This is a genomic window from Paeniglutamicibacter sp. NPDC091659, assembly GCF_044756805.1.
Taxonomy (GTDB): Bacteria; Actinomycetota; Actinomycetes; order Actinomycetales; family Micrococcaceae; genus Paeniglutamicibacter.
Genome location: NZ_JBIVTO010000002.1, coordinates 280,348 through 302,586 on the forward strand (window position 1 = coordinate 280,348; position 22,239 = coordinate 302,586).

At 62.3% G+C, this 22,239-nt stretch carries 23 protein-coding genes; 13 read left to right on the forward strand and 10 right to left on the reverse strand.

What is annotated here, in order from left to right:
• Positions 1 to 123 precede the first annotated feature (123 nt).
• The 5 genes from ACIQLF_RS06200 (at position 124) to ACIQLF_RS06220 (ending at position 4,552) form a co-directional block, all read left to right on the forward strand.
• A complete protein-coding gene (locus ACIQLF_RS06200) occupies positions 124 to 465 on the forward strand; it encodes an ArsR/SmtB family transcription factor (RefSeq protein ID WP_400295692.1) in 342 nt (113 codons plus the stop codon).
• The gene (locus ACIQLF_RS06205) at positions 455 to 1,432 is read left to right on the forward strand and encodes a TIGR03086 family metal-binding protein (protein WP_400295695.1); all 978 of its coding nucleotides are present in this window, start codon (positions 455 to 457) and stop codon (positions 1,430 to 1,432) included. The genes ACIQLF_RS06200 and ACIQLF_RS06205 overlap by 11 nt, the downstream gene beginning before the upstream one ends.
• A 23-nt stretch (positions 1,433 to 1,455) precedes the next feature.
• A complete protein-coding gene (locus ACIQLF_RS06210; RefSeq protein ID WP_400295697.1) occupies positions 1,456 to 1,608 on the forward strand; it encodes a hypothetical protein in 153 nt (50 codons plus the stop codon).
• A 977-nt stretch (positions 1,609 to 2,585) separates the two neighbouring features.
• Positions 2,586 to 3,617 carry an NADP-dependent oxidoreductase gene (locus ACIQLF_RS06215; protein WP_400295700.1) on the forward strand — a complete coding sequence of 344 codons (1,032 nt, stop codon included), beginning with the start codon at positions 2,586 to 2,588 and terminating at the stop codon, positions 3,615 to 3,617.
• A gap of 32 nt (positions 3,618 to 3,649) precedes the next feature.
• A complete protein-coding gene (locus ACIQLF_RS06220; RefSeq protein WP_400295702.1) occupies positions 3,650 to 4,552 on the forward strand; it encodes an alpha/beta fold hydrolase in 903 nt (300 codons plus the stop codon).
• Positions 4,553 to 4,867: 315 nt separating this feature from the next.
• On the opposite strand, the gene ACIQLF_RS06225 is transcribed toward ACIQLF_RS06220, so the two are convergent.
• Entirely contained in the window at positions 4,868 to 5,581 is a 714-nt protein-coding gene (locus ACIQLF_RS06225) for an SDR family oxidoreductase (protein WP_400295703.1), read from the reverse strand.
• A 114-nt stretch (positions 5,582 to 5,695) separates the two neighbouring features.
• Positions 5,696 to 6,772, reverse strand: a complete 1,077-nt coding sequence (locus ACIQLF_RS06230; protein WP_400295706.1) for an alkene reductase — start codon at positions 6,770 to 6,772, stop codon at positions 5,696 to 5,698.
• Between the two features lie 169 nt (positions 6,773 to 6,941).
• Here ACIQLF_RS06230 and ACIQLF_RS06235 point away from each other — a divergent pair, with 169 nt between their 5' ends.
• From ACIQLF_RS06235 to ACIQLF_RS06260, 6 genes are all read left to right on the forward strand, one after another.
• Entirely contained in the window at positions 6,942 to 7,538 is a 597-nt protein-coding gene (locus ACIQLF_RS06235; RefSeq protein WP_400295709.1) for a TetR/AcrR family transcriptional regulator, read from the forward strand.
• 841 nt (positions 7,539 to 8,379) lie between these two features.
• A complete protein-coding gene (locus tag ACIQLF_RS06240; protein WP_400295711.1) occupies positions 8,380 to 9,087 on the forward strand; it encodes a FadR/GntR family transcriptional regulator in 708 nt (235 codons plus the stop codon).
• Entirely contained in the window at positions 9,084 to 10,049 is a 966-nt protein-coding gene (locus tag ACIQLF_RS06245; protein ID WP_400295714.1) for an asparaginase, read from the forward strand. The genes ACIQLF_RS06240 and ACIQLF_RS06245 overlap by 4 nt, the downstream gene beginning before the upstream one ends.
• Positions 10,050 to 10,154: 105 nt before the next feature.
• Complete coding sequence (locus tag ACIQLF_RS06250; protein WP_400295717.1) at positions 10,155 to 11,588, forward strand: aspartate ammonia-lyase; 1,434 nt, start codon at positions 10,155 to 10,157, stop codon at positions 11,586 to 11,588.
• 69 nt (positions 11,589 to 11,657) lie between these two features.
• Positions 11,658 to 13,193 (forward strand): amino acid permease, encoded by a 1,536-nt coding sequence (locus ACIQLF_RS06255; protein ID WP_400295719.1) that lies wholly within the window; start codon positions 11,658 to 11,660, stop codon positions 13,191 to 13,193.
• Between the two features lie 279 nt (positions 13,194 to 13,472).
• A complete protein-coding gene (locus tag ACIQLF_RS06260) occupies positions 13,473 to 13,937 on the forward strand; it encodes a GNAT family N-acetyltransferase (RefSeq protein WP_400295721.1) in 465 nt (154 codons plus the stop codon).
• A gap of 307 nt (positions 13,938 to 14,244) precedes the next feature.
• On the opposite strand, the gene ACIQLF_RS06265 is transcribed toward ACIQLF_RS06260, so the two are convergent.
• The 5 genes from ACIQLF_RS06265 to ACIQLF_RS06285 form a co-directional block, all read right to left on the reverse strand.
• Entirely contained in the window at positions 14,245 to 14,853 is a 609-nt protein-coding gene (locus tag ACIQLF_RS06265; protein ID WP_400295724.1) for a TetR/AcrR family transcriptional regulator, read from the reverse strand.
• Positions 14,850 to 15,899 carry a saccharopine dehydrogenase family protein gene (locus ACIQLF_RS06270; RefSeq protein ID WP_400295727.1) on the reverse strand — a complete coding sequence of 350 codons (1,050 nt, stop codon included), beginning with the start codon at positions 15,897 to 15,899 and terminating at the stop codon, positions 14,850 to 14,852. Before ACIQLF_RS06270 ends, ACIQLF_RS06265 begins: the two co-directional genes overlap by 4 nt.
• Before the next feature lie 365 nt (positions 15,900 to 16,264).
• Positions 16,265 to 16,750, reverse strand: coding sequence for a carboxymuconolactone decarboxylase family protein (locus ACIQLF_RS06275; RefSeq protein WP_400295729.1), 486 nt, complete (start codon positions 16,748 to 16,750; stop codon positions 16,265 to 16,267).
• A 227-nt stretch (positions 16,751 to 16,977) separates the two neighbouring features.
• Entirely contained in the window at positions 16,978 to 17,547 is a 570-nt protein-coding gene (locus ACIQLF_RS06280; RefSeq protein WP_400295732.1) for a GNAT family N-acetyltransferase, read from the reverse strand.
• Between the two features lie 437 nt (positions 17,548 to 17,984).
• Positions 17,985 to 18,707 (reverse strand): GNAT family N-acetyltransferase, encoded by a 723-nt coding sequence (locus tag ACIQLF_RS06285; RefSeq protein WP_400295735.1) that lies wholly within the window; start codon positions 18,705 to 18,707, stop codon positions 17,985 to 17,987.
• 113 nt (positions 18,708 to 18,820) lie between these two features.
• Between ACIQLF_RS06285 and ACIQLF_RS06290 the strand changes: the two genes are divergently transcribed.
• Positions 18,821 to 19,447, forward strand: coding sequence for a TetR/AcrR family transcriptional regulator (locus ACIQLF_RS06290; RefSeq protein WP_400295738.1), 627 nt, complete (start codon positions 18,821 to 18,823; stop codon positions 19,445 to 19,447).
• Positions 19,448 to 19,823: 376 nt separating this feature from the next.
• Here the strand turns inward: ACIQLF_RS06290 and ACIQLF_RS06295 are convergent, their stop codons facing one another.
• The 3 genes from ACIQLF_RS06295 to ACIQLF_RS06305 form a co-directional block, all read right to left on the reverse strand.
• Positions 19,824 to 20,168, reverse strand: a complete 345-nt coding sequence (locus ACIQLF_RS06295; RefSeq protein WP_400295740.1) for a hypothetical protein — start codon at positions 20,166 to 20,168, stop codon at positions 19,824 to 19,826.
• 257 nt (positions 20,169 to 20,425) lie between these two features.
• A complete protein-coding gene (locus ACIQLF_RS06300) occupies positions 20,426 to 20,824 on the reverse strand; it encodes an SgcJ/EcaC family oxidoreductase (protein WP_400295742.1) in 399 nt (132 codons plus the stop codon).
• Positions 20,825 to 20,882: 58 nt separating this feature from the next.
• Entirely contained in the window at positions 20,883 to 21,473 is a 591-nt protein-coding gene (locus tag ACIQLF_RS06305; RefSeq protein WP_400295745.1) for a TetR/AcrR family transcriptional regulator, read from the reverse strand.
• Positions 21,474 to 21,718: 245 nt separating this feature from the next.
• Between ACIQLF_RS06305 and ACIQLF_RS06310 the strand changes: the two genes are divergently transcribed.
• Positions 21,719 to 22,180, forward strand: coding sequence for an SRPBCC family protein (locus ACIQLF_RS06310; protein WP_400295748.1), 462 nt, complete (start codon positions 21,719 to 21,721; stop codon positions 22,178 to 22,180).
• The last annotated feature ends 59 nt before the right edge of the window (positions 22,181 to 22,239 follow it).

Consider the following 22,239-nt stretch of genomic DNA (forward strand, 5'->3'; position numbering starts at 1 on the left):
AGAGGTGCACGGCCGCATCGGAAACACTTCGCACGGCGCCCAAACGGCCCCTGGACGGTTCGCCAAACCGGCAAGGACGCGCGGCTATTGCAATATGCGTTAGTCACAGCTAACGTATTTTTCATGCTCGATCTCCTGGAAACCGCAGCCGAACCCAATAGGCGACGCCTGTTGCAACTGCTGGGTCGCGGGGAAACGAGCGTGAACGAATTGGCGGAGAATTTTCCTGTCAGCCGGTCCGCCATCTCCCAGCACCTGAAACTGCTGGCCGACGTCGGACTGGTCCGGGCAAGGAAGGACGGCCGGAGACGGCTCTACAGCCTGGAGCCGCACGGAATGGCCCGGCTTCGCGACTCGCTGGAATCGTTTTGGAACACCGAGCTGGACCAGCTTGCGACGGACGCCGCGGCGATCCGGCCTTCCCGATCAGCACCCCATCCCAAGGAGAATTCCAATGACCATTGACAAAACCGTCTTCATTCCCGTCGATCCGGACACCGCGTTTGCACTCGTCACTAAACCCGAACGCCTCCGCCGCTGGCAAACCGTGGCAGCCCGCGTGGACCTGAGGGTGGGCGGAGAATACCGGTGGACCGTCACGCCGGGGCATTCGGCCGCCGGCACATATACGGAGATCGATCCCGGCAAGCGCGTCGTGTTCACTTGGGGCTGGCAGGGCCAAGATGCGCCGGAAGCCAACCCCTCCACCGTCGCCATCACCCTTGAACCGGTGGAGGGCGGCACAAATGTCCGGCTCGTGCACGAGGGCCTCGCCGGCGAGCAAGTCGCCGCCCACACCGAAGGATGGAACCACTTCCTGGGCCGCCTCGAAGCCTTGGCCACCACGGGCGATGCCGGCGCCGACGACTGGGCAGCCGCGCCGGATCCGATCAACGAGTTGATCAGCGCCGAAGCCACCCTCGCCATTGCCCAGCGCACCCTGGCTGCCTTGGAGTCGTCGGACATGGGCCTGCAAACGCCCTGCGAGGATTTCACGGTGGAGGCTCTCGTCGCGCACCTGGTGGGGTCCGTCCTCAGCATCGGCAAGGCATTGGGCCTCGAAATCAACGACAATGCCGGCGCATCTCCCGAAGTCCGCGTGGCCGATGCCGCGGCCGCCACGTTGGAGGCCTTCAACGCCCGCGGCCTGGAAGGCACCATCGACATGGGCTTCGCCGTGCTGCCTGCCAGCATCGTGGCCAACATCCTGAACATTGAATTCCTGATCCACGCCTGGGATTTCGCCTCCGCGAAGGGAGAGGCCCTCGATGTTGCGCCGGCCCTTTCCGACTACGTCCTGGGGCTGGCCCGGAACACCATCGCCCCGGGCATGCGCGGCCACACCTTCGCTGAGGAAACCCTCGTCGAGGAATCCGCCGAGAGCCTGGACAGGCTCGTTGCATTCACCGGCAGGCAGGTCACCAAGGCCTGAGCCTGCGTCCTAAAGGAATAGATGTGGTCGAGGTCCAGAACAAAATCCAGATCCGCGTCCCGCGCGCGGACGTCGCGGCTTATTCGGGCGACGCGGGCGACGCGGGCGACGCGGGCATTGCCACGCGGTGGCAGGGCAACATCGATTCCGCCACGTGGCTGACCGGACCACCCTAGGTTGTGGGAACCAGATGGCGTTCAGAGCACGTTTCCTGGGCTGGACGTCGACCTACACCCCTGAGTGGTGACCCGTGCTTGCCGGGCTTGATCTGGTCGGCGCGTGGCCAACCGCAACGCTCTCTGCGACGGACACATCGATACTCTGTGCTTTCATCCTGCGCCACTCCCCCCCAGATGAACGACGGGAACAACTCCTCATCGGGCACCAAAAAACAGGTCCTGCGATGTTTGCCTAAATCTTAGCGACGAACATTTCACTTTTTTACAAGTCTCCCCTCATTCTCCGCACCGGTCCTGCGGAACCTCATACAAGCCGATGCGCGCCGACCGTCGTGCTCCCGGCTGATCCCAGGTTTCCTTAGCCCGAGTCGAGTCCACGCTCTTCAGCCGGAAACACCAAACCGGCCCATCTCCCACCAGCTAAGCAGGACTCGCCATCGGTAGCGCAAAGAGTTCCGTACAGATTTGCGATTCAACCGCCAAACGGAATTAGCAGTCACAGATACATTCGGCTGGCGACCGCTTTGAGACGCTGGCCCCGATCGACCTCGGACCAGAGGCGATCAACTCACCATCATGAATGAACCGCAAGCGGAGTCCAGAGCCTCAATCCAACCAGGGCAGACAAGAGCCCCCTTTCCGCACAAATTTATGAGTATACTCAATTATGAGTAGACTCGAATATCGTCAAATGTGGGAATTGGGACACTGCCGGGCTGAAACAAAACCAGGTCAGTGGTAGCCCGGAAGTACCGACATGAACGAAAAGGTCAGCGGTCCGTCTGCTGTTTCAATGCCTATGGCCAACGCGCCGGGCAAGACTTCGCCCGCGGCCGCTTCTCCACATGTCCCAATTCCACTCAAGGTGCCGTCGCGCAACACCATCAGCCATCTACCGTCGCGCCCGAGGTTCACCGCCAATAGACCGGGCGTCCGCGGCTGGTACCCATCATCGAACATGCAGGAGGCACACTATGAAAGCATTCGCTATCAGTCGGTACAAGGGTCCGTTGGAGGCAATGGACGTACCCGAGCCCCTGGTTGGAGAGTATGACGTCCTCATTCAAGTGCGAGCCGCAGGACTCAATCAACTGGATGAGAAGATCCGGACCGGTGAGTTCAAGCAGATACTTCCATACAGATTGCCGCTGGTCCTCGGCCACGACGTAGCTGGTGTCGTCCTCGGGGTGGGCGCGAAGGTGCAGGCGTTCAAGGTCGGTGATGAGGTCTATGGGAGGCCACGCACGGACAGCATTGGCTCATTTGCCGAGCGGATCACTGTGCCCGAGGCAGATCTGGCCATGAAGCCGGCCTCGATCGGCTTCGAGGAGGCGGGTTCACTGCCGCTGGTGGCCTTGACCGCGTGGCAGGCCCTCGTCGAGCGGGGCAATGTCCAGCCCGGGCAGAAAGTCCTCATCCACGCCGGGGCCGGTGGGGTGGGTTCGATTGCCATCCAGTTGGCCAAACACCTCGGAGCGAGCGTCGCGACCACGGTTAGCGCCTCCAACATTGACTTCGTTCGTGAGCTTGGCGCCGACACCCTCATTGATTACCGAAACGAGGACTTCGAGCAGCGCATTTCCGATTATGATTTGGTGCTGGACAGTCTGGGTGGGGAAAATCTCACAAAGTCCCTGCGGGTCCTGAAGCCGGGCGGCAAGGCCATCGGCATCTCCGGGCCCCCGGACCCTGCCTTTGCCCGAGAAGCAGGCCTCAACCCCGTGCTGCGCCTGGCGATCACCGGGCTCAGTGCCGGCGTCCGGCGCCAGGCCAAGAAGCTTGGAGTGAGCTACGAGTTCTTGTTCATGCGCGCCAGCGGCGAACAGCTGGGCCGGATAGCCTCCTTGGTTGATGGTGGCACAGTGCGCCCGATCGTCGGACGGGTCGTCCCCTTCGAGCAGACCGCACAGGCCCTCCAAGACATCGACAAGGGCGGCATCCGCGGCAAGACCGTGATCAGCGGGCCTGATCGCGTGCATCTGCCGGGCCCCGTCCAGGCCCGCTGAAACCGCTCGATGCCACCACACAGGAAGACACCATGAGCACGAACGATCATGCCTCACATTGCGCAGGCGCCTCATACAAGCAGGAGCCTAACCGCACTCTCACCGTCGACGGCGTCACCTACGCCTACCGCGAGTTGGGCCCCAAAGGTGGCATCCCCGTCATCTTCTTCGTCCATCTGGCCGCTACCCTGGACAACTGGGATCCACTGATCATTGACCCCATCGCCAAGAACCACCACGTCATCGCTTTCGACAACCGCGGTGTGGGAGCTTCCACCGGAGAGGTGCCCGGCAGCATCGAGGAAATGGCCGACGACGCGCGTTCCTTCATCAGGGCTCTCGGCTTCGACCTGGTCGACGTCTTCGCGCTGTCCCTCGGAGGAATGGTGGCCCAAGGCCTGGTGGCCAGGCACCCTGATCTGGTTCGCAAACTGGTCCTCATCGGGACGGGCCCCCGGGGCGGCAATAGCACGGACAAGGTTGCCGCAACCACCTACCTCGACATGGTGCGGGCGGCTTTGGGCAGGTCGGATCCCAAGGAGTTCCTGTTCTTCAACCGCGACACCGAGGGCAAGCGGTCCGCGAAGGAGTTTGTGAAACGCCTCGAGGAGCGCACCGTGGACCGGGATGCCCCCATCTCATTCAAGGCGTTTCGGTCGCAGCTGAAGGCCATCAAGGACTGGGGGCGGGCAGCCCCCATGGACCTGGCCCGGATCACCCAGCCCACCCTGATCGTCAACGGTGACAACGACCGCATGGTGCCGACCAGGTTTTCCAAGGATCTGCACCGCCGCATCAACGGCTCCGAGCTGATCATCTACCCGGGCGCCGGTCACGGCAGCATTTTCCAGTTCCACGAGCAATTCGCTCCCGCCGCCGTCGAATTCCTCGACCGGAATGCCGTCGCGCAACGTCCTGCCAATGGGGCCCACTGACCAAGCCCGCTTTCCCCGAGGACGCACTCCGCACTCCGCTCCAACACCACGACCGGTAGCGGGCCCCGCATACCGGACCCGCTACCGGTTCGTTGACGTTTTGGGTGCCTACATGGCCGGGGTTTGCCGGCCCCGGCAGAACGACCTCCGGGCGGGATGAACGACGATCTGATTCCTGCCGGCAATGACGTCGAAACCAGCAATCCTGCAGGCTCCCGAATTGACGGACCTACCGGAGGTGGGCCCGCATAAGCCTTCTCCCCGGGATCGCCGTCGGTGGCTGAAACGCAGGCCGACGGCGATCCCGGGGTGCCCTTATGCGCTCGTGCGGCCCAGCTGGGGGTACATTGCTTCGAGCGGGGCGCTGAGCCCGGCCTTCAGCTGCGCCGAGGTTGCGTCGGCAAGAACCTCATGTTTGCCGGCCGCGACGGCATCAAAGACGATGGCCACCAGATCCGCCGGGTCGGTCTTCGGATCCGTGGAGTGCGCGGCCATGGGTGTGTCAACGTAGGCTACGTGCACCCCGAGGACGTGCACGCCGGCGGGGGCCAGTTCCAGGCGCAGCGAGTTCGTGACCGACCACAGGGCCGCCTTGGTGGCGCTGTAGATTCCGGCGACGGCATACCAACTCAGTGCCGAGTGCATGTCGATAAGCACCGAATTGTCGTTTGCCGACAGGACGGGTGCAAACGCCCGAGCCACAAACAGCGGTCCGAGGAAGTTGGTTTCCACGTTCGCACGGATTTCCTCGTCGGTGTGGGTGAGAATCCCGCTGCTGGCCACCGAAGCGCCCGCATTGTTGATCAGCACAGTCACGTCCCCGGCTGCCTCGACTGCGGCCCGGATCGAAGCCTGGTCGGTGACGTCGAGGGCCAGCGGAATGATCCGCTCGTCATCCCAGGCGCGTGGAGTGCGGGCGGTGGCATAGACCTTGCTTGCGCCGCGGGCCAGGGCTTCGTGGACGAAATGGGTTCCGATGCCACCATTGGCTCCGGTGACAAGGACAACTGCACCGTTAAGTGAGGACATGTTCTTGATCTTTCTTCTGGTTCAGTGGACGCACGGATGCGTGCGTCCTTTCAGGCTTGGATTGTGAGTCGGGCTCCCCGCCGAGGGCGGGGCCGAACGACCCGGGGCGCCGGCTCAGGCGTGTGCCAAGGTGGGGTAGTCGACGTAGCCGGCTTCGCCGCCGCCATAGATGGTTGCGGGATCCAGTTCGTTGAGCGGGGCGTCGGTGCGCAGGCGTTCGACGATGTCCGGGTTGGCCAGGGCCATCCGGCCCAGCGGGGCAATGTCGGCAAGGCCCGCGTCGATGTCATCGGCAATCTGCTCGCGGGTGCGGCCGTAGCGGACAACCAGCATCGCGGTGGGCCACACGTCCCGGAGGGACCGCAGCAGTTCGTCATCGCCGACGTGGTGCAGGTGAAGGTAGGCAAGGTTTAGGTGCGCTAGCTCGCCGACCAGGTGCCGGTAGTGTGCGCGCACGCTCTCGGTCTCGCCCTCGTCGATTCCGCCCAGGGGCATGGCCGGGGAGAGCCGAATGCCAACGCGGTCGGCCCCGATCTCCTCGGCGAGGGCCCGGGCGACCTCGATGACGAACCTGGACCGGTTCTCCATCGAGCCGCCGTAGGAGTCGGTGCGGTGGTTGGCGTTCGGGGAGAGGAACTGGTGCAGCAGGTATCCATTGGCGCCGTGGATTTCCACCCCGTCGGCGCCCGCGGCGATCGCGGAGGCTGCCGCATGGCGGAACTCGGCGATCACGGTGGCGATGTCTTCGGTACCAAGTTCGCGAGGAACCGGAGTCTTCTGCGGCCCGGACTGGGTGCTGATGTCCTGGTCGGCGGAGATCGCCGAGGGCGCCACCGGTGGGCTGTGGTGTGGCGTGTTGTCCGGATGTGACACCCGGCCGGCATGCATCAGCTGGATGAACAGCGAACCGCCGCCACTATGCACCGCATCGGCGACCTGTCGCCAGCCTTCGATGTGCTCCGGCGTGTAGATTCCGGGGGTGTTCACATATCCCTGCCCGTCGGCCGAGGGCTGGACGCCCTCGGTAATGACAAGACCAAGGGACGCGCGCTGCCCGTAGTACGTCGCCGCAAGGTCGCCAAGGGTGCCATCCGGGTTGGCACGGTTGCGGGTCATGGGTGCCAGCGCGAGCCGATGGGGAAGCTCCACCCGGCCGAGAGTGAACGGTTGCCAGAGAGAGGTCAAAGCCATGGGGGAAGAAGTCCTTTACTTGGGTCGATCGTGGACATCGGAACAGCAAGCCGCCAAGCTGAATACTCGGGGCCTCGTGGGAGAATGAGTGGACACATATCCGAGCCCACACAGTACCGACTACACTCATAACTGAGCGCAGTCATGTTCTATTCCCGAAAGGACCCTTATGCCAGTCGCTTCCCAGCCGATCGGCCGGCGCGAGCGAAACAAGCAGGCCAAGCTCGACCGGATCGTGGCTGCCGCCCGCGAACTCTTTGCCGAGCATGGCGTGGATGAGGTCACCACGCAGCAAATTGCTGACAAGGCAGACATTGGCGCCGGCACCCTCTTCCTGTATGTCAAGTCAAAAGGCGATCTGCTCCTGCTCGTGCAAAACTCCGGCTACGCCTTGGCGCTCAACAAGGGCAGGTCCGCCGCCGAGTCAATATCCGACACCCTTGAGGCTGTCATGGCGATCGTTCATCCCGTGGTGGAATGCAATCGCACCCAGATCGATAACGGGCGGACCTACCTGAGGGAAATGGTTTTTGGCGATCACGAGGAACCGCACCACCGCGATGCCTTGGTCCTCTCGGCCCAGACTGAGGAAGCGATTGCCGACGTGTTGCGACGGGACGGACGCGTTCATACCGAAAAAGCAGGTGCGCTCGCGCACATCATCTCCGCGGTGCTGTTCCTGAGCATGGCAGCCAGCATCAACGCGACCAAGACTGTCGATGAGCTTGTGCAAGATGTCAGAAACCAAATCCGAGTCCTGCTGTAGGGGCTCCACCGCCTACGGTGTGGTGACGATAAAGACGTCTAAGGCGGTCGGCAAGGGACATGCCCCAGAAGAATCAAGGCATGAGCCCGTAGGCCCTGGTCAAGAATGAACGCCAGCAGAAAGGCGATTGGTCTTCGAAGGGCACCCAACCACCGGCCAGTCCCAGGCCAGCCACGCCAAGACTCACAGTCGGATATTTTCCGCTTTTTCAAAAGTCACACTCCACTAGGTCGTCCAACTCGCACCGAGGGCAAGACTCGCCATGTGGACACGCCGAGGCCCGTTCCCGACGCAGACAAACCACATGTGGTCGGATGCAAATGACAGAACACGCATGAACCCGCGCAAGGACTTGGAAAATCCCAAGTCGCTCGTTGAGTCGCAGCGGCCACAAACACAGCTGAGGCAACACTTGGCCCGGATCTCCACCGGACCGCAATTTCAAATGGGCAGCCCCGGCGCGACCACACGGCGTGGCGGGGCACTCGATAAATCCCCGTCATGAGTAGGCGCAGCCACAACCCTCTCACCATACCCAAGAGCACGAAGAGTTACTTGACGGTTCCGGCGCTGGCCGAGGCGACCGGCGCGTCCGGACTCCACGGCTTCCGGAATGCCTTTGGGGCGCCCTCCTGCCCAGATCTCACTCACGACAGCAACTTTTGCAGTCAGCCCTCTCGGCGACGGACTTTTACTCGCCGCGACCCTCATCAATTTCTAGCTGACCTGCACCATTGCACGAGGCGGTCCAGGTGGTGCCGTGGTGGCACCACGCGGGGTTCATGTAGAAGCAGCGCACCCGCCTTGACAGTGATTTGTGAGGCGTGACATAGTCAAAAACATGAACCTGTCAGACAGCCGGACAGTCGGACCGCATTCGATCGTGAGGACGAGTGCCGCCGAAGCCGTCTTCAATTCCATCCGCCACTCCATCGAATCCGGCGAGCTACCGGTCGGCAGCAAACTCGGCGCCGAGGCCACGCTGGCCACTCAGTATGCGGTGAGTCGCTCGGTGATCCGCGAGGCGCTGCGTTCTGCGGCCGCCCTGGGCCTCACCGAAACCAAGACCGGCAAGGGAACCTTTGTCATTGCCAGCCGCGCCGGCGGCGACCTGAAGCTCGGCCGGTTCTCCGCCCGAAGCCTTATGGAGGCCCGCCCGCATATTGAAGTGCCCTCGGCCGAACTGGCCGCGGCCCGCGCCACCGCGGAACAGCTTGAGGAAATGCGCGGGCTCCTCGACGCCATGGAGGACGAGGACGATCCCGAAATCTGGGTCGCACTGGATGCCAGCTTCCACGCCGCCATTGCCCGCGCCAGCGGCAACGGTGTCTTCGAGCGGGTCGTCAACGACATCCGCGAAGCCATGGTCAACCAGTCCGAGACCATCAACCTCATCACCGGGCGCCAACACCCCTCCCACGCCGAACACCGCGAAATCCTCGCCGCCATCGAGACCGGCGACGGCGCAGCGGCGGGACGGGCCATGACCGCACACCTGACTGCAGTGGACGAAGCACTGACATTGATCCTTGGAGCCACCGAAGCATGATCCCCGCCAACTTCCCCGCCCATGTCCCGCTCGCGGTGCAGACCCGTGGCGAGACGGTCGAAAGCGTCCACTTCGGCTCCCTCGTGGCATTGGCCCCGAACGGTGAAACCGTGCTCACCCGAGGCGAGCCCGAAGCGCCGATCTATCCGCGTTCGGCCCTCAAGCCGTTGATTGCCGTGGCCCTCGTGCGTGCGGGACTGGAACTGTCCCCCGCCCAGCTGGCCTTGGCCGCGGCCAGCCACTCCGGATCCGCCGAGCACCAGGACCAGGCGGCAAAGATCCTTGCCGACGCCGGGCTGGAACCCGGGGCCTTGGGCAACTCGACCGACCTGCCCTACGGGGTGGCCGAACGCCACGCCTGGATCCAGGCCGGCAACGGGCCCACGCGGCTGGCCCAGAACTGCTCGGGCAAGCACGCGGCTATGCTCGCGGCCTGCGAGCTCAACGGCTGGCCTCTGGAAAACTACCTGCAGCATGAGCATCCGCTGCCCACACTCATCCGCGAGGTGGTCGCCGAACTCACCGGGGAACCCACCACCCTGATCAGCACCGACGGCTGCGGCACCGAGGTCTTCGCACTCTCGCTGACCGGCATGGCCCGAGCCTTCCAGAAGCTGGTCACCGCGCCGGCCGGGACCGCGGAGCACAAGGTGGCCAGCGCGATGCGCGCCCACCCCGAGATGGTTGCGGGGCGCGGACGCGACGTCACCGCGCTCATGCACGCGGTGCCCGGGCTGCTGGCCAAGGACGGTTTCGAGGGAATCCAACTTATTGCTCTGGCCGACGGCGCTGCCGTTGCCCTGAAGATCTCCGACGGCAGCGACCGTGCCCGGATGCCCGCGGCCGTCCCGGCCTTGCTGGCCCTGGGCGTGGATGCGCCATCGCTGGAACCATTCAACAAACTCCCCGCCCTCGGCGGCGGCCACCAGGTCGGTGCCCTCTACGGGCTGCCGCTCCCCTAGCACCACAACAGCCGGACCTGCCCTTCCCATCACGGCCCTACGGGGCCATCTGGCCCTTCGACGCGCCCAAAAACTTCCCCTTTTCACCGTGACCCTAGGAGAACCATGCCCGAAACCACCGCCATCCTGCAGGATGCCGTTTTGCAGGCCGTGCGCAGCGAACACGACCTGATCGGCGACAGGGACATTCCCGCGGAAGCCTACTGGGGCGTCCACACGCTGCGCGCCGTGGAGAACTTCCCGATCACCGGCCAGCCGCTGTCCACCAACTCGCACCTGGTCGTGGCGCTGGCCATGGTCAAGCAGGCCGCCGCCCAGGCCAACCAGGAGCTGGGCTTGCTGGATGCGACCCGCGCCAATGCCATCATCGAGGCCTGCAGGGAAATCATCGCCGGCAAGCTCCACGACCAGTTCGTGGTCGACGTGATCCAGGGCGGCGCAGGCACCTCCTCGAACATGAACGCCAACGAGGTCATCGCCAACCGGGCGCTCGAGATCATGGGGCATGCCAAGGGCGAGTACCGGTTCCTGCACCCCAACGACCACGTAAACCTCAGCCAGTCAACCAACGACGTCTACCCGACCGCGGTGCGCGTCGCCACCATCTTCGGCGCCACCTCGCTGGTCAAGGCGATGGAGCACCTAGGCGCGGCCTTCGCCGCCAAGGCCGTGGAGTTCCGCACGGTCGTGAAGATGGGACGCACCCAGTTGCAGGACGCGGTCCCGATGACCCTCGGCCAGGAGTTCAACGCCTACGCCGTCACCCTGGGCGAGGACCGCGCCCGCCTGGCCGAATCCACGCTGCTGATCCACGAGATCAACCTGGGCGCCACCGCCATCGGCACCGAGCTGAATGCGCCGCTTGGCTACTCGGCCCTGGCCTGCACGCACCTGGCCGCGATCTCCGGGCTGAAGCTGGAGACGGCCTTCGACCTGATCGAAGCCACGGCCGATGTAGGCGCATTCGTGCACCTCTCCGGCGTTCTCAAGCGCGTGGCGGTCAAGCTGTCCAAGGTCTGCAACGACCTGCGCTTGCTCTCCTCGGGCCCGCGCGCAGGGCTGGGCGAAATCGACCTGCCCGCGGTGCAGTCCGGCTCCTCGATCATGCCCGGCAAGGTCAACCCGGTGATCCCCGAGGTCGTGAATCAGGTGGCCTACGAGGTCATTGGCAACGACGTGACCATCACGATGGCCGCCGAGTCCGGGCAGCTGCAGTTGAACGCCTTTGAGCCGATTATCGTGCACAGCCTGACCAAGTCGATGCGCCACCTGGAGGCCGCGTGCATCACGCTGGCCGACAAGTGCATTGTCGGCATCACCGCCCACGAGGACAAGCTGCGTGCCCAGGTCGAGAATTCCATCGGACTGGTCACCGCACTGACCGTCCAGCTGGGCTACGCCGCCTCGACGAAAATCGCCATCGAGGCGCTGGCCACCGGACGCGGCGTGGCCGAACTGGTCCTCGAGCACGGGCTGCTCACCGCCGAGGAACTCAACGAGTTGCTTCGCCCCGAACGCCTGGCCAACCTCAGCGAATAGCCCCCCTCCGTTTCCATCATTTCCACCCCCTAAAGCACGCCCGAGACACTCCCCGAGAGGCACCTGCGCATGAACAACGAAGTTCAAGAACCCCGCACCACCGCTGTTCCAGACATCCCGAATTCGGCATTGACGGCCGAAGACGCCGGGATGCACAAGGGCTTGAAATCCCGCCAGATACAGATGATCGCCATCGGCGGCGCCATCGGCACCGGGCTGTTCATGGGCGCCGGAGGGCGCCTGGCAGGAGCCGGACCGGCGCTGATGTTCAGCTACGCCATCTGCGGGTTCTTCGCGTTCCTGATCCTGCGCGCGCTGGGCGAATTGGTCGTCCACCGCCCGTCCTCCGGTTCCTTCGTTTCCTACGCCCGCGAGTTCTTCGGGGAAAAGGCGGCGTTCGTGACGGGGTGGCTCTACTGGCTCAACTGGGCGATGACCGCCATCGTGGACATCACCGCGATCGCGCTGTACATGAACTTCTTCGCCAAGTACGTCCCCTGGATCGGGGCGGTCCCTCAGTGGGTGTGGGCGCTGGCCGCGCTGCTGCTGGTGCTGGGACTGAACCTCGTCTCGGTGAAGGTCTTCGGCGAAATGGAGTTCTGGTTCGCCCTGATCAAGGTTGTGGCGCTGGTCGGGTTCCTTCTGGTGGGCACCTACTTCGTCGTCTTCGGCACGCCCGTGGCCGGGCACGAGGTCGGGTTCTCGCTGATCGCCGACAACGGCGGCCTCTTCCCCAACGGCTTGCTGCCGGTCGTCGTGGTGATGCAGGGCGTCGTGTTCGCCTACGCCTCGATCGAGCTGATCGGCACCGCGGCCGGGGAGACCCAGAATCCCGAGAAGGTCATGCCCAAGGCCATCAACACCGTGATCATCCGCATCGCCGTCTTCTACGTCGGCTCACTGGTGCTGCTGTCGCTGCTGCTGCCCTACTCCGCCTACAAGGCGGGCGAGTCGCCGTTCGTGACGTTCTTCGGTTCCATCGGGGTCGACGGCATGGACTCGATCATGAACCTGGTGGTGCTAACCGCCGCCATGTCCTCGCTGAACGCCGGACTGTACTCCACCGGGCGCATCCTGCGCTCGATGGCCTTGGCCGGATCCGCGCCGCGTTTTGCCGCCAAGCTGAACAGCCGCGGCGTGCCCTACGGTGGCATCGCCCTGACCGCCGCGGTCGCCGGCCTCGGCGTGGTGCTCAACGCCATCGTCCCGGCGCAGGCCTTTGAGATCGTGCTGAACATGGCGGCCCTGGGCATCATCGCCTCCTGGGGCATGATCGTGCTGTGCCAGCTGGCGCTCTACCGCCTGGCCAAGCGAGGCGCGGCCGTCCGTCCGGCGTTCCGGATGATCGGCGCGCCCTACACCGGCTACCTGACCTTGGCGTTCCTGCTGGCGGTGATCGTGCTGATGGCCTTCGATTCCCCGGTGGGCACCTGGACCGTGGCCTCGATCATCGTGATCGTGCCGGCGCTGATGGTGGGCTGGTACCTCTCTCGTGGCCGTATCAACGAGATCGCGGCAGCCCGAAATGAATTCAGCGGGGCGCATTCCGCAGTGGCGCGCGAGGGCCTCTCTGTGACTGCCGGTGGCGGGCGGGACCAGGAGTAAGTTCCGCTTCGCAACAGCAACGGTCGCGTCCGTCGCCAGTGCGACGGTGGTTGGTCCTTCTTCCGGAAGATGCCGCGGATGCAATCGAAACAGGGAAACATCGGAGTATGCCGGCGGCAGTCGTCGCCGGCATACTCCGTTCGGTCGGTCCGTGCAACGGTGCAACGGTCATGTTCTGCGGACCTGCGGCCTACACCAAAGCGGCGCTGTAAAGTCGTCAATACATTTGATTGGCACAATTCGCGGACTCGGTTCCGTATCGACAAGAGGAGCCCGAACATGGAGAATTCCGCGGCAGTTTCCATCCATCAAGCCGGGATGGAAGACGTTGAATCCCTCGCACCTCTTTTCGACGCGTACAGGCAGTTCTACGACTGTCCGCCAGATATTCCGCTCGCACGAGCCTATCTGAGCGAGAGAATCGGGCTAGGTGAATCGACCGTCTTCATCGCGTCAACGGGCGGTGGCGACCTTGTTGGATTTACCCAGTTGTATCCGACGTTTTGTTCAGTCGAGGCAAGCCCGATATTTGTTCTCTACGACCTATATGTCTCCCCCGCGTCGAGGCAACTCGGAGTCGGCCGGGCGCTGCTTGCCAAGGCCGAGGAGTTTGGCCGCGCCAACGGCGCCTCAAGGCTGGACCTGTCCACGGCAAAGACCAACGTGAAGGCCCAATCCGTCTATGAATCGCTTGGCTGGGTCCGCGACGAGCTTTTCCTGCAGTACTCGCTCCCCTTGGCATAGCTGACCATGCCAAAAGGTCAGTGCGGAAGCATCGGGCCGAGAACACCCTCCGGCATGCCATGTTGAAATTCTCTGAGGTCCGCCCTCTTCTTTCGAACGAATGATGTTCCGGTTTTCTTTGTGGGAGCTACACCGCTCAACCGACTCGCATTTGAATACAGCGTCGTCCAACTACAGCGTCTTAGGTTCGTGGATCATTGACCAAACCGCATTCATGCCCGCTCATCGAGCCACGGCCGCTTGTCGTAGACTGTAAAGGCGACACGAAAACCCACCGACACCACCGACGGCGCCCGGCAAGTTGGTTTCAATGACCATGGATAAGCCACTGTGCTGTACGGATCAATTCAGCATCGGTGTCCTCCGTGCGGAGACCCCCGATGTCTGACCGCGTCACGGCGGCCCCTTCGAAGAGACTGACAATGGTGCCGGCCAGTGCGTTCCGGTGCATCTCCGGGAGCTCTGGTCTGGCGTGCTGCACAAGGTCACTCACGTGCGCGGCGTAGCAGGCGTAGAAGGACCTGACCGCCGGGGCAATTTGCGCATCTGACGAAGCGATAGCCCACACCTCGACGTGCATGCGGATTCCGGCAATGTCCGAGTGCTCCGCCAAGAGCGCGGTAATCAAGCGATGCGAGTGTTCCCTGGTCAGGGGAACGGCCGGGCCCACCTCGTCGGTGTCGCCGAACCCGGCCACATCGTTTAGCCGTTGAAGTGAACGTTGGAGCGACCGTTCAAGAACGGCCCGGATCAGGTCAGCCCTGGTGGGAAAATAGTGCTGCAAGTGCCCCACGCGAACCCCGGCAGCGGCCGCGAAATCCCGCATTGCTGAACCCGCATTGCCTTTGGACGTGAGTACTTCCTCAGCAGCATCAAGGATCGCTGCTTGTCTGAGGGTTCCCTTGTTTCCGGTCATGATTTCAATATTGTCACACCATGCCTTGTGAGCGCCGCGCAGGCCTCGGCGAGACGAGCTGTGGTCTCGGGGAAGCCGACGCCCGGTTGTGCGTTCGGGTGGAGGACATTTTGGAGGCCAAGGAGCCCGCCGAGCGCTGTCAAGTGGGCTTGCCCGGCGGGGTCTGAAATCACCGCAGTGCGCTTACCTCCCTTCCCCTGCACATCGACCCGGACATGAGCCGACCCGCCGTTGCCCGGCGAGTACAGCAAGGAGCGCCGCAAGGGTGTCCACCGACTTCCGCGACCCCAGCGAAAGAGTCCAACCGACTTTGCCGCCAGGAGCGCCGTGGTTGACGCATTGGAACTGAATCCGATGCGTGTTGCTGCCGTCTTCACGCCGAGGGTCATCGGGAGAGTAAGTTGTTCCGGCGTATCGAACCGGGCAACTTTGGTGCGGTTCCCGGCTATGTCCACCCAGCGCGTATCGCTCAAGGGGCTAACAATCTGGGGCTTGCCGTCTTTCGTGATTTCAAAGTCCTGTCCCAGTCGATCGATAAAGTCGACGGAGTCGGCACCTGCGCTGTCGTTGGTGTCATAGCGGATGGCAACGTCTATCTGTTGCGCACCTCCTATCTCCTCAGCCAATGATGCCGCAACGATGCTAATGACCCCGCCCATCCATCCGGATGTCAGTAATACTGGAGCTGTCGGATTGAGCAATGTTGCCTGAGTGACGGCCCTGGTAAGTCGGCTGGTCCAGCGGGTGATGTCCACGTAAGGGATTCCTGCGCTGACAGCGGCACGAAGGACACGATCATCGGGATCGTTGACGGTGCTGATGACGGCCCGGGCCGGGGACGAGAACGGCGTGGGGTCATCAAGGTCCCATTTCCTTACAACGAGGTTGTGCTCGTTGGCCAGCGCATCTCCGCGCTCGGGATTTCTACCCGTGAGGACAAGTGGCCATGAAGGAGCAGCGAGCCCCGTAAGTGCCGTTCCTACGATTCCGTATCCACCAACAATCAGCACAGGTCCATCAGGTTGGTGCTCTAGGTTGTCATTCATGATTCTTATTTTAGGTCATTTGACCTAAAAACTCTACAAGGGATTCCCGACCGGTTCCCATGGTGGTAATCGCGTTAGTTCAGATGCCACAACTGGGCCGCTATTTTGTGGCAGGACGCCGCACTACGCCTGTGGTCCTAAAACGCTGAATGACGCATTTTTTGCAGAGCTAAAAGTCGCAACTAGTTGCCGATGATAAGGGAGCTCGATGCTTGTCATTTTCCGAAGGCGGATGAACTGGAAATTCAAAATCATCTGTACTGTGAATGCGCGTCCCACCATGGAAACCACTCGCGGGCATGTATGCCCCATCTGGCGGCGCAGGGTCAGATCTACGATTGACCGGCCCAAAGCTGCCGCGTAGCTTAGGGCGCGACTGGATACTCGCTGAGGACCGCTACGCGATTCCAAGTGTTCATGACGAGCGCAACCCAGGTCACCGCTGAGACCTGCTCTTCCGTGAGAGCACCGCTATCCCACTGCCTGTCTGCGCGGCCTGGCAAGCGAGTGGCTTCCTCCGCGAGGCCCAGTGCGGCCTGCTCGATGCCCGAAAAATATTGCGACTCCCACCACACGGGAAGGACCGCAAGTCGGTCGGCCGTTTCGCCCAGGGTGAGTGCGTCCCGCGTGTGCAGACGGCAGCAGAACGCGCAAGCGTTCATCTGAGATACCCGGATTTTGACAAGTTCAATGAGCCTTGGGTCGAGGCCTGCCGCCAATGCAGCTTCTTCGGCGGCTTTGCTAAGTTCGACCACTTTTTTGTATACGTCGGGGTGCTTTTTGCTGATGTTGACTCGTGCCATGTGTACTTTTCGTTTCAATGTGAGAGGGGCTCGGCCAGAAAGCAACATGGCCATAGTTTCGAGAAAGCCCAATGCGTTTCGGTGAGGCCTATGCGCGGAAGCTGCACACCCGACCAATCCTGATAGCCCTCCGGCATTTGCATAGATGATCCGGCACTGTCCGGTTGTGCTCATCAAATGATTGAGGCTGCCTGATTCGGGCTTCTTCGTACGCTGCAAGTTAGTTCTCTGCGGATACGCTGCCCGAGGTTGATCCCGAACCGTAAGTAAAAGTGCTACCGAGACTGCGCGGCGCGGTTCATGGAATACACGATGGGCCCTTCCTGAACCGTGGTTGTGGCGGCGGTGGTGAACCCAAAGCGTTGGTAAAGGCGCACGTTTCGCGCATCCGAAGTTTCGAGAGCGACAGCACCTCCTTGCTGGTCTATTCTTGCCAGACCTGCCGCCACAACGGCTGTCCCGAGGCCAGCTCCTTGAAGGGAAGGATTGACGCCGACTGTTTCAAGAGTCCACGAACCTGCTGGAGCCTGAGGCAGCGACAATCCATTGAGTGCCGCGAGGCGTGGTCCGTGCAGCTCGCCAACCCGTTGCTGCGTGTGTTCGGTGGGTGCCGGGGCATCCGAGGGAAGGAACGCGGCGACTGCGCGTATTTGTTCATCCACGACTACGATGCCGTGGTTGAGGGCGTGGGCGAGATAGAGTCGCTGGACTTCTTCCAGGCGTTCAGCGTATCCGTCTACGGGGAGCGCCCATCGTGTCCATGGGTATGTGTCAAATGCTGCGGCGAGGACCACTGCTGCGGAATCAAGGTCCGACGAAGTGGCAAGGCGGACGGCATGGATCATGCGGTATGTCTCCTGAGGTGTTGACATGAGCGCCAATGAGTGGCCACCATGTCAGATTGTGAGAGTGGTTATTGTGATCAGACATTTGCCACGTCAACGCCTGCACGAAGCAATTTAGTTGTGTCCCCGGTTAAGCGTCTTTGGCGGAACGCAATCCATTCCTGGTCTACATGTTGCGCGTTCGGAATTACAGGAAAGTAGAGCTTCCCGTAATTCTTGTACGGTGAAGGCGCGCGAAGGCCCTGGATCGTCGATAAGCCAGGCGACATGGTCAATGGCCACCTTGAGATCTTCACGGTCAGGTCGGATCCGTTGTCGCTGTGCGGCTGATCTTGAGCGATGGCGCGGAAAGCATGATCGCCACGCCCACCATGACTAGAGCGCCCGGTCCCCGCGCAGCCCGGCTGCGTTGGTTGTCGCCCCAGCCTGGAGTCTTCCTACCCACCTGTTTCAATCGCTGGGGTCACGATCTGCCATTGGCCGAAGAGGGTGAGGCCCGCTGCGCAGGCGAGGATGTTCGAGGCAACGTTATCCAGCTGGCATCGGTACTGCGGTTCGTACCCCTGGTTGAGCGCGTGCCTGCACATGGCCCGCACCAAACGGCGGGCATGGCCCCGGCCACGTTCATCCGTACGTGTCAGAACACCGATGTCGGCAAGTTTGCTGTCTTGCTGCCAGGGATACATGCTGCCGGCGCTTAGAATACGACCATTTGCGCCGATCACACCGAATACGGCCCAGTCATCGAGTTCCACTTGTGCATCGTCGAGGTCTTGTTCCGAGACGCCTGCCTGAAACTCCGCAAATTGTGCTGCATCTTCGTCGCCCAATTGACGGATGTCAGATGGAGTGGGCTCAGTGAGCAACGGTTCGTGGGAGTCTTCGGACAAGTAGTAGATGTTGTCGGCACCATGAAGGATGATGCCTTCTTCCACAAAGCGAGCAAGGAGTGAATCCTCATCCAAATTCGCGGTTGACGCGAACACTTCCGAGAAGCGATTGGCAACTTCGGAGCGCATCGCCACGGCCGTCCGGCCGTCACCCGCAGTCTTTAGCACGGTAACCCGCTCGGATTCGTCCAGCGCCTCGTTGAGAATGACGCTCAGATGAGCGCCGTGATGCACCCGTTTTCCGTCGAATGGTCCTTGCCAGAAATCCATCACCAAAGGGTGGAAAAGTTGCACAATCGCCTCCTGTTGTCAGTGACTGTCAGATTAGTCAGAAGCTGTCATTGTTGACATCATATGTCATAAAACGTTGATAGACTGCTGCAATGACAAAAAGCACCCTCAGGGAAGTCTCGCGACAGGCCATGCGCCAGCGAATAAGCGAGATAGCGGAGGATCTTTTCGTTTCGCGCGGTTATGACGCCACCACCGTGGAAAACATCGCTCGTGAAGCTGAAATATCGGAACGAACGTTTTTTCGGTACTTTGCATCCAAGGTCGAGGTCCTCTTTCTGAGGTTTGAAGTCGACACTCGAGGTCTCGTCGATGCCATCGAAGCACGTCCCCCAGACGAAGCGCCTTGGTTGACTCTGCGGCATGCCCTTGAGAGCGCCATGGAGAACCTCGATCAAGAATCGGTTGCGAAACGCGAGGCACTCTTTCGGAAGATCACCGAGACCGCGCCCCAGATTTTGGCGCAGTACTTCGCCCGCGTCCACGCCTCCCAGCAGGAACTGTGCGAAATCCTTTGGACGCGTTGGACGGTCAGGCACCAGGCGGATGCCGACACTCGAGTAATTTTCCGCGCACTGGTGAGTTCCATGTTCGCCGTGCTCAACGAAGTTGAACTTGCCACGCGGGAGCGCCCCCTCGCAGAACGCAGACGCATGCTCCGAGAGACCCTTGAGGCGGTTCGACCGGCCCGCGAAGATCTCGGCGGCAAACCAAAATGATGGCGCGCTGGGCGACATGCTCAATGAAAACTATGAGATCTTCTGGGTGAGGTCAGCTCCCCTTGTCGCCGTGCGACTGCCCTTGAGCGATGAGGCGAAAAGCATGGTTACCACGCCCACTATGACTAGAGCACTCAGTCCCCATCGCAGGCCGGCTGCGTTGGTTACGGTCTCGATGATCGGGCTAGTTTTGAGGAGTCCGCCCCGTATCAGACGGCTGACGATCGGCACGCCCGCGCCTTAGGTGACCCCAGGGATCTTCGCAACGGCGCTGAGTGCGGTGGGGACCCGAGTCGCAGAACCGTATTCGGCCAGCGCGAATCCAGACTGCGGCTGCTGAAGGCCGGGCCCCGATTGCGGGTCCACCCCCGACCGGTTACGAACCGGACGTGCTCCGTCGCGGTTTGCGAACCACACGTTGGTCCTCACGACGCAACTTTCGATCATGAGCCGCACGGCTCAAACGGCCATGCAGGAGCAGTAGTCTCGGTACGACCACGTAGACCGCCATCGGGACGACAACAAGCGTGAGGACGAGCGCGCGCAGGACGGGGTGCCATTCTTGGGCAAACGAGCCCATGGCCGTCATCCCAATAGCGACCATGGGGAAGATTGCGCACCATGTGAGGATGGCTCGGACGTGCACCGATGCGACGCCGGGGCTTCGGTGATGGTTCGTGTCGGTTTCGTCGGCGGCAAGCGCCTTGCCTTCGTGCTTCATGTTTTCTCCTGGTATTCGTTTTGCGGAACCCCGGCGCGGGGATCGGCTCTCCGTTCGGGTCTAACCATGCTGGTGAGACCTTGCGGCGGGGGCTTGCCCTACGGCCGGAGCACGACGAGGCGGCATGCTCCACCCTCGTCCGTCCCGCCTTCACCGATAGCGTGCCCGATGATCGCCAATTGTCTTTGATGACTATCCGCTCACGAGGGGCGCGCGTAGGTTGCCGGAGTCAGGGTTCCACCGGCGGCGACGTAGGTCTATGCGCCGGGGACTCGGTCGGTGTTCTGGGCACTGACGGCAAGCCAACGTCCATCGGCGCTGCGACTGAGGGTAAAGCTCAGAACCCCTGAACGGTCCCCCGCAGGTTCTCCGGATGGATCCACCTGTCCGGAGAGGCTCCACGCTGCGTGCACGACGGCAACGTCGGGCCCCAGCTCCCGGACGGCGACCTTGTCCAGGGTCATGACGGTCCGCGGAAATATTCGGCGGAAGCCGTAGGCGTGGTTGTGCTTGATCTGCGAACGCGTATTCCACCAAAAGCCGACAACGTTGACGAAGTCGGCATCCTCGGCAAAGAGGTCCGCCAAGGCGTCCGCGTCGGCGGCGTTCCATGCCTCGGCGAAGCCAGTGGCGACTTGCGCCGGCGATTCGATCATGGGCAGGGTCCTTTGTGGTCGGGTGCGCCATGGCGCTGGATTTGCGAGCGAATCGGGATCAGGTGGCGGCCACCTCAAGCGGGGCCAGGAGATAGGCCAGGGACCGTTTCAGCCGGGCGCGGTCCAGGCCTGCGCGCACGGTGAGCTGGAAGCCGGAGAACGCGGTGACCAGCGCGCTGGCTGCCGCACGGGCGTCGACCGTTGCGATCACTGACCCCACGCGCTGTCCGGCACGGAGGTGTTCCGTAAAGGCATCCTCGAGTATTCGGTGGTCTTCGGCAACCCGGGCGCATATGGCAGTATCCGACTGGGCCAGTTCGGCCGCCTGGTTGGTGCTCATGCACCCGAAGCGCTGCCAGCTTTCGGTCCCGGCGCCGACGATATCCTCGAAGAACGCCCGGATTCCATTCGGCGCCGTGTGCTCGGTCAGGATCCGGGTGAGGTTTTCGGCCTGGCGGGCACGGTAGAGGTCGTAGGCGGCAACGAACAGCTTGTGCTTGTCGCCGAAGGCAGCGTAGAGGCTGCTCTTGCTCAGCCCCGTGACCGTCAGGAGTTCGGCCATCGAGGTGGCTTCATATCCGCGCTCCCAGAACGCCCTCATGGCGTTCTCGAGAACAGCGTCCCGGTCGAACTCCGGTTTGCGTGCCATATGAGCTACTCCTCGTTGTTGTTGACCGGTCGGCCGCGGACGATCCACCGTACCAATCGCGGACAGGATCGCCCGATTTGGGTACGCGTTGCCCCTCAAACAGCGGGCAGTGATTCACCCGCCGCGATGTCGTTTCGGTGGGTGGCGAAAGAGTCTTCCGCTTCGGACCGATTGGTCCAAAAGGCAAATGTAGCACCAATTGGACCAATTGGTCCAAAATGATTTTGGCGGTCTATGGTGGTGCCATGATCTACGTTTCCCATGTCTTGCCCGTGAACAACAACGACAACACTCCGCTCACCAGAGCCCAGCTTTGGGACGGCCTTGTCATGAAGGCCAACAATGCACTGCCCTTCGTGGCGGCAATGAGCGACTGCACCGTCACCGACCGCATCAGCGACACCGTGTTCGATCGCGACATCGTGGTGCGCGGCCAGGCGTCCACCGAACGAATCACCCTGCAGGAACCAAAACGCGTTGTATTTACCCGGATTGCGGGTAGCGTCCTGGGCACCATCACCAACGAGATCGAGGGCGACGATGACGACCTCCGGCTCCGCTTCAGCTTCGCGCTCGTCGTCACGGACGTCGAGCCGGGCTCGGCGGAGGAAGCCGCCTACGCGGAGGGCATGAAGTCCGACTATCTCAAGGCGGTTGGATCGACCATCGCCGCTACGCGGCAGATGACGGAAACCCCTACCGCGTAGCGGCGATAGGGTTCGCTCTTCCCGGAAACGGTCGAGTGTGAGGGCCCGATACCCCTGCC

What these genes read in the sequence shown, in the direction of transcription:
- ACIQLF_RS06200 (WP_400295692.1), top strand. Translation starts at nt 124, where the DNA reads ATGCTCGATCTCCTGGAAACCGCAGCCGAACCCAATAGGCGACGCCTG.
- ACIQLF_RS06205 (WP_400295695.1), top strand. Translation starts at nt 455, where the DNA reads ATGACCATTGACAAAACCGTCTTCATTCCCGTCGATCCGGACACCGCG.
- ACIQLF_RS06215 (WP_400295700.1), top strand. Translation starts at nt 2,586, where the DNA reads ATGAAAGCATTCGCTATCAGTCGGTACAAGGGTCCGTTGGAGGCAATG.
- ACIQLF_RS06220 (WP_400295702.1), top strand. Translation starts at nt 3,650, where the DNA reads ATGAGCACGAACGATCATGCCTCACATTGCGCAGGCGCCTCATACAAG.
- ACIQLF_RS06225 (WP_400295703.1), bottom strand. Translation starts at nt 5,581, where the DNA reads ATGTCCTCACTTAACGGTGCAGTTGTCCTTGTCACCGGAGCCAATGGT.
- ACIQLF_RS06230 (WP_400295706.1), bottom strand. Translation starts at nt 6,772, where the DNA reads ATGGCTTTGACCTCTCTCTGGCAACCGTTCACTCTCGGCCGGGTGGAG.
- ACIQLF_RS06235 (WP_400295709.1), top strand. Translation starts at nt 6,942, where the DNA reads ATGCCAGTCGCTTCCCAGCCGATCGGCCGGCGCGAGCGAAACAAGCAG.
- ACIQLF_RS06240 (WP_400295711.1), top strand. Translation starts at nt 8,380, where the DNA reads ATGAACCTGTCAGACAGCCGGACAGTCGGACCGCATTCGATCGTGAGG.
- ACIQLF_RS06245 (WP_400295714.1), top strand. Translation starts at nt 9,084, where the DNA reads ATGATCCCCGCCAACTTCCCCGCCCATGTCCCGCTCGCGGTGCAGACC.
- ACIQLF_RS06250 (WP_400295717.1), top strand. Translation starts at nt 10,155, where the DNA reads ATGCCCGAAACCACCGCCATCCTGCAGGATGCCGTTTTGCAGGCCGTG.
- ACIQLF_RS06255 (WP_400295719.1), top strand. Translation starts at nt 11,658, where the DNA reads ATGAACAACGAAGTTCAAGAACCCCGCACCACCGCTGTTCCAGACATC.
- ACIQLF_RS06260 (WP_400295721.1), top strand. Translation starts at nt 13,473, where the DNA reads ATGGAGAATTCCGCGGCAGTTTCCATCCATCAAGCCGGGATGGAAGAC.
- ACIQLF_RS06265 (WP_400295724.1), bottom strand. Translation starts at nt 14,853, where the DNA reads ATGACCGGAAACAAGGGAACCCTCAGACAAGCAGCGATCCTTGATGCT.
- ACIQLF_RS06270 (WP_400295727.1), bottom strand. Translation starts at nt 15,899, where the DNA reads ATGAATGACAACCTAGAGCACCAACCTGATGGACCTGTGCTGATTGTT.
- ACIQLF_RS06275 (WP_400295729.1), bottom strand. Translation starts at nt 16,750, where the DNA reads ATGTTGCTTTCTGGCCGAGCCCCTCTCACATTGAAACGAAAAGTACAC.
- ACIQLF_RS06280 (WP_400295732.1), bottom strand. Translation starts at nt 17,547, where the DNA reads ATGATCCATGCCGTCCGCCTTGCCACTTCGTCGGACCTTGATTCCGCA.
- ACIQLF_RS06285 (WP_400295735.1), bottom strand. Translation starts at nt 18,707, where the DNA reads ATGGATTTCTGGCAAGGACCATTCGACGGAAAACGGGTGCATCACGGC.
- ACIQLF_RS06290 (WP_400295738.1), top strand. Translation starts at nt 18,821, where the DNA reads ATGACAAAAAGCACCCTCAGGGAAGTCTCGCGACAGGCCATGCGCCAG.
- ACIQLF_RS06295 (WP_400295740.1), bottom strand. Translation starts at nt 20,168, where the DNA reads ATGAAGCACGAAGGCAAGGCGCTTGCCGCCGACGAAACCGACACGAAC.
- ACIQLF_RS06300 (WP_400295742.1), bottom strand. Translation starts at nt 20,824, where the DNA reads ATGATCGAATCGCCGGCGCAAGTCGCCACTGGCTTCGCCGAGGCATGG.
- ACIQLF_RS06305 (WP_400295745.1), bottom strand. Translation starts at nt 21,473, where the DNA reads ATGGCACGCAAACCGGAGTTCGACCGGGACGCTGTTCTCGAGAACGCC.
- ACIQLF_RS06310 (WP_400295748.1), top strand. Translation starts at nt 21,719, where the DNA reads ATGATCTACGTTTCCCATGTCTTGCCCGTGAACAACAACGACAACACT.